At 71.1% G+C, this 14,881-nt stretch carries 14 protein-coding genes; 3 read left to right on the top strand and 11 right to left on the bottom strand.

The window, feature by feature from the left end:
- Positions 1-36: 36 nt before the first annotated feature.
- The 10 genes from ACZ499_RS10755 to ACZ499_RS10710 form a co-directional block, all read right to left on the bottom strand.
- Positions 37-1,431: an alkaline phosphatase family protein gene (locus ACZ499_RS10755; RefSeq protein ID WP_468673727.1), complete on the bottom strand. Its 1,395-nt coding sequence runs from the start codon at positions 1,429-1,431 to the stop codon at positions 37-39.
- Entirely contained in the window at positions 1,428-2,597 is a 1,170-nt protein-coding gene (gene eboE, locus ACZ499_RS10750; RefSeq protein WP_468673724.1) for a metabolite traffic protein EboE, read from the bottom strand. Before eboE ends, ACZ499_RS10755 begins: the two co-directional genes overlap by 4 nt.
- 4 nt (positions 2,598-2,601) lie before the next feature.
- Positions 2,602-3,450 carry a TatD family hydrolase gene (locus ACZ499_RS10745; RefSeq protein ID WP_468408613.1) on the bottom strand — a complete coding sequence of 283 codons (849 nt, stop codon included), beginning with the start codon at positions 3,448-3,450 and terminating at the stop codon, positions 2,602-2,604.
- A gap of 2 nt (positions 3,451-3,452) precedes the next feature.
- On the bottom strand, positions 3,453-4,061 hold the full coding sequence (locus tag ACZ499_RS10740) for an EboA domain-containing protein (RefSeq protein ID WP_468673722.1): 609 nt from the start codon (positions 4,059-4,061) through the stop codon (positions 3,453-3,455).
- Positions 4,062-4,063: 2 nt separating this feature from the next.
- Entirely contained in the window at positions 4,064-4,930 is an 867-nt protein-coding gene (locus ACZ499_RS10735) for a sugar phosphate isomerase/epimerase family protein (RefSeq protein WP_468673720.1), read from the bottom strand.
- The gene (locus tag ACZ499_RS10730; protein ID WP_468674079.1) at positions 4,927-5,808 is read right to left on the bottom strand and encodes an SCO3242 family prenyltransferase; all 882 of its coding nucleotides are present in this window, start codon (positions 5,806-5,808) and stop codon (positions 4,927-4,929) included. Before ACZ499_RS10730 ends, ACZ499_RS10735 begins: the two co-directional genes overlap by 4 nt.
- An 8-nt stretch (positions 5,809-5,816) precedes the next feature.
- On the bottom strand, positions 5,817-6,959 hold the full coding sequence (locus tag ACZ499_RS10725; RefSeq protein WP_468674076.1) for an inositol-3-phosphate synthase: 1,143 nt from the start codon (positions 6,957-6,959) through the stop codon (positions 5,817-5,819).
- A gap of 251 nt (positions 6,960-7,210) precedes the next feature.
- The gene (locus ACZ499_RS10720; protein ID WP_468673717.1) at positions 7,211-8,266 is read right to left on the bottom strand and encodes a hypothetical protein; all 1,056 of its coding nucleotides are present in this window, start codon (positions 8,264-8,266) and stop codon (positions 7,211-7,213) included.
- A 555-nt stretch (positions 8,267-8,821) separates the two neighbouring features.
- Positions 8,822-9,190, bottom strand: a complete 369-nt coding sequence (locus tag ACZ499_RS10715; RefSeq protein WP_468408623.1) for an antibiotic biosynthesis monooxygenase family protein — start codon at positions 9,188-9,190, stop codon at positions 8,822-8,824.
- 40 nt (positions 9,191-9,230) lie between these two features.
- Positions 9,231-10,736: an FAD-dependent monooxygenase gene (locus ACZ499_RS10710; RefSeq protein WP_468408625.1), complete on the bottom strand. Its 1,506-nt coding sequence runs from the start codon at positions 10,734-10,736 to the stop codon at positions 9,231-9,233.
- 504 nt (positions 10,737-11,240) lie between these two features.
- On the opposite strand from ACZ499_RS10710, the gene ACZ499_RS10705 reads away from it, so the two are divergent.
- The 3 genes from ACZ499_RS10705 (at position 11,241) to ACZ499_RS10695 (ending at position 13,564) form a co-directional block, all read left to right on the top strand.
- Complete coding sequence (locus ACZ499_RS10705; protein ID WP_468408627.1) at positions 11,241-11,696, top strand: VOC family protein; 456 nt, start codon at positions 11,241-11,243, stop codon at positions 11,694-11,696.
- A 269-nt stretch (positions 11,697-11,965) separates the two neighbouring features.
- The gene (locus ACZ499_RS10700; protein WP_468673711.1) at positions 11,966-12,793 is read left to right on the top strand and encodes an SDR family oxidoreductase; all 828 of its coding nucleotides are present in this window, start codon (positions 11,966-11,968) and stop codon (positions 12,791-12,793) included.
- 42 nt (positions 12,794-12,835) lie between these two features.
- Positions 12,836-13,564 (top strand): gamma-glutamyl-gamma-aminobutyrate hydrolase family protein, encoded by a 729-nt coding sequence (locus tag ACZ499_RS10695; RefSeq protein ID WP_468673709.1) that lies wholly within the window; start codon positions 12,836-12,838, stop codon positions 13,562-13,564.
- 357 nt (positions 13,565-13,921) lie between these two features.
- Here the strand turns inward: ACZ499_RS10695 and ACZ499_RS10690 are convergent, their stop codons facing one another.
- Positions 13,922-14,794, bottom strand: coding sequence for a sigma-70 family RNA polymerase sigma factor (locus ACZ499_RS10690; protein ID WP_468673707.1), 873 nt, complete (start codon positions 14,792-14,794; stop codon positions 13,922-13,924).
- Positions 14,795-14,881: the final 87 nt, after the last annotated feature.

Genomic DNA, 14,881 nt, shown 5'->3' with positions numbered 1-14,881 from the left:
ACGATCCGCCAGGAGCTCCTTCATGCGACGGGGGAACTACTCCAGCCCCGCCAGCCTCAGCAGCAGACCCTTCACCTCGGTGGCCTCCACCGCGTCGCCCACCGCGTCCGGAGCCGAGCACAGCAGCAGCGGCCCGTCCTGCGGGTCGTCGGGCAGCCGGCCATGGCTGCCCCGCACCGGCGAGGGGTCCAGCGGCACGACCGCCATCCGGTAGCGCATCCCGAGCTTCTTGCGCGTCAGCGCCTTCGCGGCCTTGACCTTCACATACGGGTCGAGCGGGTCCATGAACAGCTCGACCGGGTCGTACCCGGGCTTGCGGTGGATCTCGACGAGCTGGGCGAAGTCCGGGGCGCGGTCGTCGTCGAGCCAGTAGTAGTACGTGAACCAGGCGTCCGGTTCCGCGATCGCGACCAGTTCGCCCGAGCGCGGGTGGTCGAGGCCGAAGCTCTTCTTGCCCTCGTCGTCGAGCAGCTGGTCGATGCCCGCCACGTCCGCGAGGGCCTCGCGGGTGGCGTCCAGGTCCTCGGGCCTGCGGACGTAGATGTGCGCGAGCTGGTGGTCGGCCACCGCGAACGCGCGGGACGCCATCGGGTCCAGATACTCCATGCCGTCCTGGGTGTGGACTTCGAGCAGCCCGGCGCGGCGCAGCGCGCGGTTGATGTCCACGGGCCGGCTGACGCGCGTGATGCCGTACTCCGAGAGGGCCACGACCGTGCGGCCCGCCGCCTCCGCGTCGTCGAGCAGCGGAGCCATGGCGGCGTCGAGGTCGGCGGCCGCGCGGTAGGAGCGCGGGTCGTCGGGGCCGTACCGCTGCAGGTCGTAGTCCAGGTGCGGCAGATAGCACAGCGCCAGGTCGGGGTCGCGGGTCGCCAGGATGTGGCGGGTGGCGTCGACGATCCACTGGGAGGAGACGATGTTCGCGCCGGGTCCCCAGAAGTTGAAGAGGGGGAACGTGCCGAACTTGTCGTGGAGTTCGTCGTGGAGCGCCGGGGGCCGGGTGTAGCAGTCGGGCTCCTTGCGGCCGTCGGCGTAGTAGACCGGGCGTGGGGTGACCGTGATGTCGGTGTCCGCGCCCATCGCGTACCACCAGCAGATGTTCGCGACCGTGTAGCCCGGGTGCGCGCGGCGGGCCGCGTCCCACAGCTTGTCGCCCTCGACCAGGCCGTTGTGCTGGCGCCACAGGAGGACGTCGCCCAGGTCGCGGAAGTACCAGCCGTTGCCCACGATGCCGTGCTCGGCGGGGAGCGTGCCGGTCAGGAAGGTGGACTGGGCGGCGCAGGTGACGGCCGGGAGCACCGTGCCGAGCCGCGCCCTGGAGCCGGAGCGGCTGAGCGCCTTGAGCCGGGGCATGTGCTCAAGGAGCTTGGGGGTGAGGCCGACGACGTCCAGGACGAGGAGCGGGTTGGGTGCGCCGGCGGTGGCGTCGGTCATGGCAGTTCCTTGAGGCCGAGGTCGGTCAACAGGTCCCGGGCGAGGCTGAGTTCGGCGGCGATGCCGTCGGCCAGCTGGTCCCGGTCGCGGGGGCGCAGCTCGGCGGGCAGCGCCTGCCAGGTGTACGTCTCGACCTCCAGGTTGCGGGTGTGCGCCACCGGGCCGCCGACCAGGCCCGCCAGGGTCTCTCGCAGCACGGGCAGCGTGGAGGTGAGCGGCGCCGCCGGCCGGGCGTGCAGCGGTACGTGGAAGTGCGCGCGCCAGGGCGCGGTGTCCGGCAGGGCCTGTCCGGCCAGGGCCTCGTCGAGGTCGTCGGTGCCGAGGAGCCCTTCGCCGTGCCGGGTACGGGTCTGGTGCAGGAAGCGCGGTTCGGCGAACTCGGCGAGCGCGGCGCGGACTTCGGGCCTGCCCGGCTCCTCGGCGTGCAGCGCGGCCGACAGCTGGACCTTGGGGATCGCGATCCCGGCGGCGTGCAGCGCGTCGAGCGCCTGCGACGGGTCCTCGAAGGAGGTGGCCAGATGGCAGGTGTCGACGCAGATGCCGATGCGCGGCGAGCCGATCGCGGTGAGCGGGGCGATCGCGTCGGCGGTGGTCTCCACCGTGCAGCCGGGCTCCGGCTCCAGGCCGATCCGGATGGACTTCCCGGTCTCCTCCTCCAGGGCGTCGAGGCGCGCCGCCAGTGTGGTGAGCGCGGTGTGCGCGGTCTCGGCCGCGGCGGCGTCGAAGCCGGTGCGCCAGGCGAGCGGCAGGGTGGAGATGGTGCCCCCGGTGACGTCGTCGGGAAGCAGCGCGGCGAGCAGCCGGGCCAGGTCCGCGGTGTGCTCCAGTCGTTCCGGATCGGTCCAGTCCGGCTTGTAGACGCGGTACTTGACCTCCTCGGCGCCGAAGCCGTCGTAAGGGAAGCCGTTGAGGGTGACGACCTCCAGGCCGCGTCCGTCGAGTTCGCGACGCAGCCCGCGCAGCGCGGCCGCGTCGGCGCTCAGCTCCTCGGCCGCGCCCCGGGCCAGCCACAGGCCGATGCCGAGCCGGTCGGTGCCCAGGCGCCGGCGCACCGGCTCGCAGTGGTCGCGCAGCTGGGCGAGGACGCCGTCGAGGGTCTCGGCGGGGTGGACGTTGGTGCAGTACGCGAGGTGGACCGTGGAGCCGTCGGGGTGGCGCAGTCGCATGGGCTCACTCGCCGCCGCGGAGGATGGAGTTGCCCTCGTGCAGGGCGTCCGGCGCGGTCAGGTCCAGGTCCAGGCGTCCGCTCAGCGCGTAGAACGCGACCGGGTTGCGCCACAGCACCAGGTCCACCGCGTCCTCGTCGAACCCGGCCTTCAGCATCGCGTCGGCCACCTTGCGGGTCTTCAGCGGATCGCTCTTGCCCCAGTCCGCGGCCGAGTTGACCAGCACCTTCTCCGGGCCGTACTCGTCGAGGATCGCGACCATCCGGTCCTCGTCCATCTTGGTGTCCGGATAGACCGAGAAGCCGAGCCAGGAGCCGCTGTCCTTGGCCTCCTTGACGGTCGTCTCGTTGAGGTGGTCGAGCAGCACCCGCTCGGGGGCGAGCGCCGACTCGCGTACGACGTCGATGGTGCGGCGCAGACCGGTGAGCTTGTCGCGGTGCGGGGTGTGCACCATGGCGGGCAGGCCGTGCTCGGCGGCGAGCTGGAGCTGGACGGCGAGCGCGTGGTCCTCGGCGGGCGTCATCGAGTCGTAGCCGATCTCGCCGACCGCCACCACGCCGTCCTTGACCAGATAGCGCGGCAGCTCGTCGAGGACGGGCGTACAGCGCGGGTCGTTCGCCTCCTTGGGGTTGAGGGCGATCGTGCAGTGGTGGGCTATGCCGTACTGCGCGGCCCGGAACGGCTCCCAGCCGAGCAGCGCGTCGAAGTAGTCGAAGAAGCTCGCGGGCGAGGTACGGGGCTGGCCCAGCCAGAACGCGGGCTCGACGACCGCGCGCACGCCCGCCGCGTACATCGCCTCGTAGTCGTCGGTGGTGCGGGACGTCATATGGATGTGCGGGTCGAAGATACGCATGGTCAGGACTCCTCGGCCCCGGTGAGGGCCAGTACGCGGTGCAGGTCGTCGGGGACGGGGCGGGCGGCGGCGGTACGTTCCTTCGCGTAGTCGCCGAGCATCCGGGCGAGTTCCGTGTCGCCGTGGGCGCGCTCCCGCAAGGAGGCGACGGCGTCCACGGGCACGCCGGTGAACAGGCACTTCAGTACGGCGTGCCGCCAGGCGTGCGGGTCCAGGTGGGCCGCCGCGTAGGGGCCGACGGCCGCCGCCACCAGGCGGGTGTCGTTGGCGCGCAGCGCGTCCTCGACGAGCGGCACCCCGGCCGCCGGGCCGAGGCCGAGGTCCGGGAGCGCCAGCAGGACGGCGCGGCGCTCGGCGGCGCTGCCCTGCTGGTAGATCCGGGTCGCGGTGGGCGCGTCCACGCGGGCGGTGTGCAGCATCAGGACGCGTGCTTCATCGACGGCGTCGGCGCCGAGGTGGCGCCCGGCCGAGGCGAATCGCAGCTCCCAGGGGGCGGTGCCGTACCCGGCGGACGGGCGCTCGGCGGTGTGCGCCGCCTCGGCGAGCGCCTCGTCGAGCCAGGCACGGGCGGCGCCGCCCAAGCGGGCGTCGAGTTCCGCACGAGGTATCACGGCTAGGCTCCCTTCAGGGGCGAGGCGGCACCCGCGATCAGCGGGCGCAGGAACTCCATGGATTTGCGGGCCTGTTCGGGGCCCGCGTGGGAGTGGCGGGGCAGCTCGACGACGGTCAGACCGTCGTAGCCGGTGGCGGCGAGCGCCTCCAGGACGGGCGGGAAGTCGATCTCGCCGTCCCCGAACGGCAGGTGTTCGTGCACCCCGCGCCGCATGTCCTCGATCTGGACGTGCCGCAGCCAGGGCGCGGCGGCGCGCACGCACTCCGCGGGCGAGGCGGGTTCCAGGCACTGGCAGTGCCCGAGGTCGAGCGTGAGCCCGAGCGGTTCCGGGTCGCCCAGCTGCTCGCGCAGCCGGTGGAAGTCGGCGAGGGTGGCGAGGAGGTGGCCGGGCTCGGGCTCGATCGCGAGCGGAACCCCCGCGTCCGAGGCCATGTCAAGGACCGGGCCGAGTGCCTCCCCGAGCAGCTTCCAGGCGGTGTCGTCGTCGGTGCCGTCGGGCGTGATGCCGCTGAAGCAGTGCACGGCGTGCGCGCCGAGGTCGGCGGCGACACGGACGGCCGTGACGAGCAGTCCGGTGCGGCGGGCGCGGGCGTCCGGGTCCGGGTCGAGGAGGGACGGGCCGTGCTTGCGCCTCGGGTCGAGTACGTACCGGGCGCCCGTCTCCACGGTCACGCCCAGGCCGAGCTCGCCGAGCCGCTGGGCCACCCGGCGGGTGCGGGCGGGGAGTTCGGGGGCGAGCGGGTCGAGGTGCATGTGGTCGAGGGTCAGCCCCACGCCCTCGTACCCGAGGTCCGCGAGGAGCCCGAGGGCGTCGTCGAGGCGGAGGTCGGTGAGGCCGTTGGTGCCGTAGCCGAGGCGGAGGCTCATGTGGGGCTGACCTTTCGTGCGAGCTTGCGGGCTACGGGGATGAGGCCGGTCAGGGCGGCGGCGGTACGGACGGATCCTGCCCGCGCCGCGAGGGCAGCCTGGAGCGGGATCATCGCCTTGATGCCGCCGCCGACTGCCCGTTGGGTGAGCGGAGGGGACGGGTTGAGGACTGCGTGGAAGAGGGGCTTTGCCGCCGTGGCCACGTAGGTTGCGGCGAAGGCGGTCCGGGCGATGTCACGGGGCTCGGACGGAAGCCGGAACGCTTGCGTGGCGCCCGGCCGCCGCGCCGTCAGGGCGCCCAGGGTCACCGCACCCGCCAGCGCCGCCAGCGGCGCCCGCACCGAACCCCCCTGCGTCTCGTGCCGGGAGACCGTCGTCACCGCGTACGTGTGTGCGCCAAGGGCCATGGCCGGGAGCAGGGGGCGCCTCGTCACCGTGCCGGTCGTGGCCGTCGCGCCGAGGAGGAGGTCCAGGGAGCGGGCCGCGGCCATCGCGGCCGGGCCCGCCGACGTGTGCTTCAGGCGCAGGTCGTACGCCCACACCGTGCCCGCGAGCGCCGTCGCCACCAGCCCGGCCGGGCGGCCCGCGCGGTAGGCGAGGGCCAGGCCCGCGCCGGTGAGTCCGGCCGCCGCCGCCAGGGCCGCGGCCGGCTTGACGCGGCCGGACGGGATCGGGCGGTGGGGGCGGTCGACGGCGTCCTCCTCGCGGTCCGCCCAGTCGTTCAGGGCCATCCCCGCCTCATACAGGCAGAGGGAGGAGCCCACCGCGAGCGCGGTGCGACGGTTGGGGCGCAGCCCGGCGGCCGCCGCCCCCGCGAGGGCGTCGCCGGGAACGGTGAACAGGGCTGAGACGCGCAGGAGTTCGGCCCAGTCGCGCAGGACCGGCTTCACCGGGCCTCCCGCAGCCGCTCGGCGAACGACAGCAGGGCCCCGTACTGCTCGGCCAGCGCCGAGGAGCCGCCGTCCGGGTCCTTGAAGTAGAAGCCCAGCTCGGGGCGGGGGCCGGTCAGTCCGGCCTCGTGGGCGCGGGCGGTGAGGCGGGCGAGGTCGAGGACGAGCGGCGCGGCGAGCGCCGAGTCGCAGCCCTGCCAGATCGTCTGGAGCACCATCCGCGAGCCGAGGAAGCCCTCGAAGACGATGTGGTCCCAGGCGGTCTTCCAGTCGCCGAGCGCCGGAACGTCGTCGATGTGCACCTCGCCCTCGGGCAGCGACCCGAGGTTGTCCTCCAGGACGCGGTTCTTGCCCGCGTTCTTCGCCGCCGCGGCTGCCGGGTCGGCGAGCGACGCCCCGTCCCCACCGCCGAGCAGATTGCTGCCGGACCACGCCCGTACGGCCAGGGCGCGCTGACGGAACATCGGGGCGAGCACCGCGCGGAGCAGGGTCTGGCCGGTCTTGCCGTCGCGGCCCGCGTAAGGGACACCGGCCGCGTCGGCCGCCGCCTCCAGGTCCGGGTGGCGCAGGCCGGTCGACGGCGTGAAGTTGACGTATGCGCACCCGGCGCGCAGCGCGGCCCCCGCGTACAGCGAGGAGGCGGGCAGCCGGGTGTCGCCCTCGGTGGGCGCGGGCTCGGTCGAGGAGACGTTGACGACGACCGTGCGGGTCACGCCTGTGCGGCGGGCGAAGTCGGTGATGTCGGCCGCGAACGCGACGATCAGCTCCTCGTCGCCGCGGGTGTCGCCGGGCAGCGGGCCGCCCATGCGTATCTCCTCGTCGGCGGCGGCGAGTTCGGCGCGCACGGCGGCGGGCAGCCCGTGCGGGAGCACTCCGCCGGCGGCCAGCTCCTCGGCCCGCTTGGGCAGCGGGCTGCTGGACACGTCGTGGCCGCCGAAGACGAAGGACGACAGCTCGGGAAGTCCGGTCCCGGCGAAGTCGGGGGTCTCGGTGACCATGCCGGTGGCGGGCTGGAGCCCGGCGGCGACGGCGGCGCATCCGGCGACCGCCGTGGTGGCGACGGAGCCGCGGGCTCCGACGAACCAGACCCCCGTCCGGGGGCCGTTCTCGCGGGAATCTGCGTAGGGGGACACGGACAGCCTCCTGGTTACGTCAGCGCGTTGAAGCCTTTCCAACCTGACGGTGGTGGCGGCTGGTTGGGCAGCTGTTCGAACGTATCGATGATCCGCCCGTCGGCGGACGGATGCGGGTGTGCCGCAGTTGCACGGACGAACGGGCGGAGTGCTGGCGCGGGCATTCGCCCCGCGACCAGCACTCCTTCCGCGTCGCTCTTCACTTGTGCGCGGTGTTCAGCGCTCACCGGCGCTGTCACGGCCGGCGCCCGGCCGGGTCACTCGGCCCGCTGCTGGAGCTGCTCGGCAAGGGTCTGCCAGGCGGCCGCGCAGCTGCGCGCGAGGTCGGCGACCTCGGGCGCCCAGTGACCGGGCAGACCGCGGCCCAGGCTCTCCATGCCCTCGCCGTCCACCGTGTAGTGGTGGAGCCAGCGCAGGGTGCGCCGGCCCGCCTCGTTGAGCCGCAGCGAGGGGTCCTCGCTCAGCTTGGCGAGCAGCTTCTGCCGGTCGACGGAGACGTCCCGCCGCTCGCTGCGGGCGCTCACCGCACGCTGCGTCTGGCGGGGCACCACGGGGCCGCCCGGCACCGGGCTCTGGCCCGCGGCCGCGCGGTAGCGGCCCGGCACGGGGTCCTCGCCCCGGTCGATGCGCTGGCGCACGTCCCGCACGGTGGCCGGGGAGAGGCCGGTCGCCCTGGCCACCTCGCGCAGCCCCGCGTTGGGCCGCTCGTGGATCATCGCGGCGGCCTGCTGGCGGCGGTATCCGCTGTCCAGCGGGCGCAGGCGGCCGTCGCGGCCGAGGCGCGCGTTCGACTGCGGAGCGTCCGCCGAGGAGCGGGACCGGATCCGGGAAATGGTCTTGTCGGAGAGGCCGACGGCGGCGGCGACGGCGCGGTCGGACCACTGCGGATGGGTCATGATGATGCGCGCGGCGGCCACCGAGCGGTCGGACCGGGACAGCGGCAGACCGTGGGTGACGTTGGCCTTGACCGCCAGGACGTATGCGGCGCCCTCGTCGCAGTCCACCATCCGGGCCTGGATGGTCGTACGGCCGTTGAGGAGCGCGGCGCGCACCCGGTGAGTGCCGTCGATGACGCGCATCGACGAGCGGTGGACGGTGATCGGCGGCAGCGAGTCCCCTGCCTCGGCGAGTACGCGTACATGGTCCTCGTCCGCGCCGCCGAGACGCGGTGAGTCCTCGAAGACGAGGGAGTCGATGCGTACTTCACCGGCGGGATGCGACTCGATCCAGACCATGGAGGTCACGACCTCGTCGAGGTCCGCCGCATGGATCTTCAGTAACTGATCGTCAATTGATTGCTCGGCCAGACTCACTTTGCGCCCCCTCGCAATGAATCGGAACCGGAATCCACTTCCGGTGTGCGAAATGAAAGGCGACGGGCGAAGCCTTGTCAACCACCCTGGAGCCAGGCTCGCGAGGCCCGGATTCCCGTGCGGGACAAGGCCGTTCACGCGCGCGCGAGCGGCCTGCAGGGCAGCCCGAAGAGCCCTCGGAGCGGCGTGAACCGCACTGCTGTACGAGGGCAAACGTCGCGCCGTCAATAGCGGAAGTTCAGGTTCCGTCAAGCGCGGACAACCTTCTGTACCGTCGAAGGTGAACAGGCGAGGGAATCGGCCCACGGAGTGGGGCCGGACGTTCGGGGAGCGTCAGAAGAGGAGCCGGAATCACACATTCCGCCCGGTTGATCGGCTTCGCACTCGTGATGCTCCCGGGGCCGTCGCCCACCCCCGGGGTAACCGCCGGTCGCAATCCGGGCGCGAAGCGGTGGTGTAACTCCACCCGACTGGCGTGAAGTTGGCCTGTTTGTTGGCCGAGAACAGACCCGGAACCTGTCACACCGGCATGACGGGCCCCGGGCCTGCGAAGCGTCAGCCGACGCAGATGCCGTCGACCGCGACCTTCTCGAACAGATGGGGCGAGACGGTGCACCCCTCCGGGTAGCCCTCACCGCCCGGGCGGAAGCCGGGGTTGCTGTGCGCCGCCGACAGATGGGCGGCGGACTGCCAGACCGCGACGTTCACCAGGATCCGGCTGCCGGCGATGCCCCGGTGCATCTGGGTGGAGATGAAGCCGGGCTGCCGCGTGAAGTATGCGGCGTCCTCGCGCCACAGCGCCAGGAACTCCTCGGCCCTGCCCTCCGGAACGGTGAACGTGTTGACGAGCACGACCGGGCCGGTCCGCTCCTGGAGTTGCTTTATATAAGGAGTGCTCTCGTCGGCCTCCACGAATTCGATCACGGAACCTCCTGCGGGTCGGCGGGATGAGCCGGAGTGCCGGTCAGCGGGGCGAGCCGAACCAGCGCGCCAGCGCGTCGAGCAGCTCGCCGCCGTCCGGCGCGGCCCAGGCGACATGTCCGTCGGGACGGAGGAGGACGGCGTCCGGCGTCGTCCCCTCGGCCGTGTCCGCCGGAACCCAGCCGTCCGGGACGATGTCCACCCGGTCCGACCAGCCCGCGTCGGTGACGATGTCGATCCGGTCGGACCAGCCGGCGGCCAGCCGGGCCGCCTCGGTGCTGCCGTCCGCGACGAGGAGCACCCCGCGCGCCGGGTGCAGCAGCTGGGAGACCCGGGTGGTGGAGCCGTCCCCGAGCTTGACCTCGCGGTCGGGCATGCGCAGCCCGAGCAGCGGATGGCCGGTGGCGCCGCCCATGTCGTACCGGATGCCGAGCCCGCTGACGTGCCCGGCGAGGCGCCGCGCCGCGTCGGGCGACTGCACCAGCTCGCGCATCACCTGGCGCATCGGCTCCATCTCGTCACCGGTGAGATAGAGGGACGCCTGGGCGAGGGTGTTGCGCAGCAGCTTCTCGCCCACCGGGTGCCGTTCGGCCTGGTACGTGTCGAGCAGGCCCTCGGGCGCCCAGCCGTTGACGGTGGCGGCCAGCTTCCAGCCGAGGTTCACCGCGTCCTGGACGCCGACGCTCAGCCCCTGGGCGCCGGCCGGGATGTGGATGTGGGTGGAGTCGCCGGAGAGCAGGACCCGGCCGCGCCGGTACTCGGCGGCCTGGCGCGTGGCGTTGGTGAACGCGCTGACCCACTTCGTCTCGGCGCCGTGCAGCGACTGCCCGGTGAGCTCCTGCCAGGAGTCCGCGATCTCGCTGAACGTCAGCTTGGTGTTGTCGCGGGGAGTGAGCTTCGCCGGATGGATGATGATCCGGGTCACGCCCTCCTCCAGCCGGATCGCCATCACCATGCCGCCGTCGACCCGTTCGCCGATGACGCGCGGCTTGATGTCGGGGCGGTCGACGACGTCGGCCACGTACATGCCCCGGGTGGCCTCGCGTCCGGGGAAGTCGATGCCGGCCAGCTTGCGGATCCGGGAGCGCCCGCCGTCACAGCCCACCAGGTACTGGGCGGCGTGCTCGGCACGGCCGTCCGGCCCGTCGACCACCACCGTGATGTCGTCGGCCCCTTCCCGGTAGTCGACCACCTCGTATCCGCGGCGTACGTCCACGCCGAGGTCGCGGACCCATGCTTCCAGGATCTCCTCGATGCGGTACTGGGGCACTCCGCGGATACCGAAGTGGTTGTCCTCCAGGGCGGTGAAGTCGATGCGCACACCACCGAAGTGGCCCTCGTTGCCGATCTCGATGTCACCGAAGCGGGCCAGCAGTCCGCGCTGGTGGAACACCTCGGCGGCGCGCCGGGTGAAGCCGACTCCGCGCGACTCGCCGCTCGGGGTGGCTCTCTGCTCGTAGACAACGACGTCGACACCGTTCAGCCGGAGCTCGCCGGCCAGCATCAGCCCCACCGGTCCGGCACCGGCAATGATCACGCCAGTTCCCATTTTTCGTCCTCCTGGATGAGATATGCGAGATCGAATTCAGTACTTCGGGAATCAACTCGCAACGCCGCTCGATGCCGTTCAAGCGGCCTGTCGAGCTCGAAAACGGAGCGTTAGATGTGATCATGCTCAGCGGCTCAGGAAAAAGCCTTTCGGGCCGCCGAAGAAGTCTGCAACTCGCCGATCAGGGGCGTCAAGGGGAATGGGTCCTGCTGTTTTTCATGATCTTTTCCGGAAGCCCTCCACTGGCCACTTAGGCAAGCCTTATTGAAATACTCGCCACACGCTTCCAAGTGATCCTTTTCCACTCCCCGGAAAGGATCAATAAAACGGAATAGGAATGGCCCATTCAGGAGACCGTAGTGCCTTGTTCCGGATAGCCGGTCACGCATCAAGATCCACTTTGCCGCTCGACATCGACTTTCCGCGGTTGCCCTCTTGACTCGGCGAATTGGATGTTGGAAGGGTGATCCACGCAGAACACCAGACTTAATAAGGAGAGCCACGATGTCCTCCGCAGTCACGCAGAAGCTCACCGTTTTTCTGGCGTTCCCGCGGGATGCCGAGGAGGCGGTGACGTTCTATACGTCCCTCTTCGACGACTCCGAGGTGGTCAACACCATTCGGGCCCGCGCCGGTGAGCCCGGCTGGGTGGAGGGGACCCTGCAGCACGCGGTCTTCACCATCGCCGGCCAGCAGTTCATGTGCATCAACATTCCGCCGGACGGCGCCCGGGGCTCCGACCACGCCCCCTGGGACAGTTACTCGTTCTCTCCCGCGATGGCGGTGTACATCCAGTGCGACTCGGACGAGGAGTTCGACCGGGTCTTCGAGGGCCTCTCCGAGAAGGGTGAGGTGATCATGCCGATCGGCACCTACGGGTTCAGCGCCAAGTTCGCCTGGGTCAACGACCGCTTCGGCGTCTCCTGGCGGATCAACCTTTCCGAGAGCAAGGTCAAGTAACCGCACTCCCCCGCTCCACCGTCGGCCATGAGGCACTACCGCCTCATGGCCGACGCTTACCTGCGGAAGCCTTCTTCCATAATCCCATTACTTACCAGTCAGTCACTTACTCTCGGCGCCCACCGCTCGACTGTCCGCTGCCGGTTTTGTCCACCGCGCGCCTTCCTCTCACCGGGTTTCACCCTGCCCGGATTTTCCCGTGCCCGTTTTCGAGTTTCCTTCGCAAAATGCAAGATCCGTCGAACGTCCCCTTGACCACGGGAGAGCACATGATCTTGGTAACCGGCGCGACCGGGAACGTCGGCAGAAACATCGTCGACGAGCTGCTGAAATCGGGGGAACAGGTACGGGCCATCGCACGCGATCCCGCCAAGTGCGCCCTGCCGGGCGAAGTGGAGGTCATGGCGGCCGACCTGAGCCGGCCCGAGACCCTGGCCCCGGCGCTGCGCGGCGTCGAACGCCTCTACCTCTGGCCCGTGTTCGGCGAGCTCCAGGGAGCCGTCGACGCCATCGCGAAGGCCGGGGTGCAACATGTGGTCATGCTGTCTTCGGAGGCGGTCGCCTATGCTGCCGAAGAGCCGCACATCGCGTGCGAGAAGGCAGTCGTCGAGTCGGGAATGTCGTGGACGTTCCTGCGGCCGAGCGCGTTCATGTCCAACGATCTCCTCTGGATACCCCAGATCGCCAAAGACGGAGTGGTGCACGGTGTGTACGGAAGTTCCGCGATGGCGCCGATCCATGAGCGCGATATCGCGGCGGTCGCGGTGAAGTCCCTGCTCACGGCGGAATCCGGAATCATCCATTCGATCACCGGGCCCCAGTCGCTCAGCGCGGCGGAGCGGGTGCGCATGATCGGTGCCGCGCTCGGCATCCCCACCCGCTTCCAGGAAGTGCCGCGCGAACGCGTCCGCGCCCAGATGGTCAAGTACCTCTCCGGGTACGTAGCCGATCAACTCCTCGACCGGCGCGAGGCGTTGCAGGACCAGGACGCGGAAGTGCTGCCCACCGTCGACGTCGTCACCGGCCGGCCGGCCTACACGTACGCCGAGTGGATCACCCACCACGAGGCGGAGCTCCGCCCCGTACCCCAGCTCTGACACTTTGTGAGGTGCACTGTGCATTCCGCCGTCAATGAGACCTTGAACTCGCTGGACCGCACGCGTCGGCCCGTCATCGGCATCACGGCCGTCGTGACCCAGATCAAATTCGCGATCTTCGAGATGGACGCGACGTTCGTACCCCAGACGTTCGTCCAGAAGGTCGCCGACGCCGGCTGCATACCGGTTCTGCTGGCTCCCCAGCCCGGGATCGAGCAGGCCGTCGACGGGCTCGACGGTCTGCTCATGCTCGCCGGCCCGGATGCGGACCCGGCGCTCTACGGCCAGGAGAAGCACGAGAAGACCGGTTGGAACGACAAGGTCCGCGACCGGCACGAACTGGCCCTGCTGGAAGCCGCGTTGGCATCCGACCTGCCCACTCTCGGTATCTGCCGGGGCGAGCAGCTGATGAACATCCTGCGCGGCGGCACGCTCCAGCAGCACCTGCCGGACATCGTCGGCCACGACAACCACTCCCCCGGCGGGAAGGAGTACGGGCAGCAGAAGGTGCGGCTCGAACCCGGCAGCCACCTCGCCAAGTTCCTCGCCAAGGACGTCGTGCCCTGCCACCACCACCAGGTCATCGACGAGCTCGGCGAGGGCCTGACGGTGACCGCCTGGTCCGAGGACGGAACGGTGGAGGCCATCGAGGTCAACGACCACCCGTTCGCGGTCGGTGTGCAGTGGCACGCCGAGGAGTCCGACGACGACAGCCCGTTCACCGCGCTCGCGGAGGCGGCGCGCCAGCGGATGTCGGTACGGCGCGGCTAGTTCGCACCGGCCCGGAGTCCGCACCGGTCGGAATCCGCTCAAGGAATGACAGAGGCGGGGGGGGGGGGGGGGGGGGGGGGGGGGGGTGGGGTGGTGGGGGGGGGGGGGGGGGTGGGGGGGGGGTGGGGGGGGGGGGCGGGTGGTGAGCCCCTGCGGGGGGCCCGCGTCGGGAGGACCACGCGAAGGGAGGAAAAGAGGCACGACACGCCCGACTGCCCCCCCCGCGCCTCTTGGTGTTGCATGGAACGTGTTGCGTGGAGCGGTGTTCCAGAGGTTTCAGGGGGTGTTCCAGGGGGTGCGAGCCGCCGAGAACAGGGAACCCTCCCGGTTTCGGGGCTCCGTCCGGAGGATGGCCGGTTACTCCGCCAGGACCTTCACGTCCATGTCGTCCAGGTGCTCAGGGTCGGCGAGCATGTCGATCGCGGCGATCCGACCGTCCACGACGATGAAGTCGAAGACCACCTTCACACTGCCGTTCGGCGCCCAGACCATGCCCGGGGCCCCGTCCACCAGCGCGAGTTGGGCGACTTGGGCCCTGCCCGAGAACGTCTTGGCGACCGCCTGGGCACCCAGTGCGCCGCTCGCGCCCATCGCCAGGGCGGCGCCGTCGACGCGGACCACGACCTCCGGGTCGAGCAGGGCGAGCAGTTCGTCGAACCGGCCACCGCGCGAGGCGGCGAGGAAGGCGTCGACGATCTGCCGCTGGCGCCCCCGGTCGGCGGTGGGCGCGGCCTCGGCGCCCTGGACCCGGCGGCGCGCCCGGCTGGCGAGCTGCCGGGTGGCGATGGTGGAGCGCCCCACGACCGGGGCGATGTCGTCGAAGGGGACGGCGAACATGTCGTGCAGCACGAAGGCGAGCCGCTCCGCGGGGGAGAGCGTGTCGAGCACCACGAGGAGCGCCGGGCCGACCGAGTCGACGAGCACCGCCTCCTGTTCGGGGTCTGCGCTCTCGTGCGCACCGTGCGGGGCGGGCGGTGGCCGCTCGCCGAGCAGGTCCTCGCGCCGCGACTCGCGCGAGCGCAGCAGGTCCAGGCAGACGCGCGCGACGACCGTGGTCAGCCAGCCGCCCAGGTTCTCCACCGCGTTCACGTCCGAGCGGCTGAGCCGGAACCAGGACTCCTGCACGGCGTCCTCGGCCTCGTTCAGCGAGCCCAGCATCCGGTAGGCGACGGCCCGCAGATGGGGGCGGTACGCCTCGAAGCGCTCCGCCAGCCGTTCGGTCTCGTCCATCGGTCACATTCCTCCGCCGGGCCCGTCGTCACGTACTGCGAAACCCAGCCTATGGGACAAGTCACATCACGTTCGGATCTTGGATGT

This window comes from Streptomyces sp. NPDC031265 (assembly GCF_055570295.1).
Note: the sequence above shows the minus strand (reverse complement) of the source record. Positions and strands in the feature narration are given on the sequence as shown.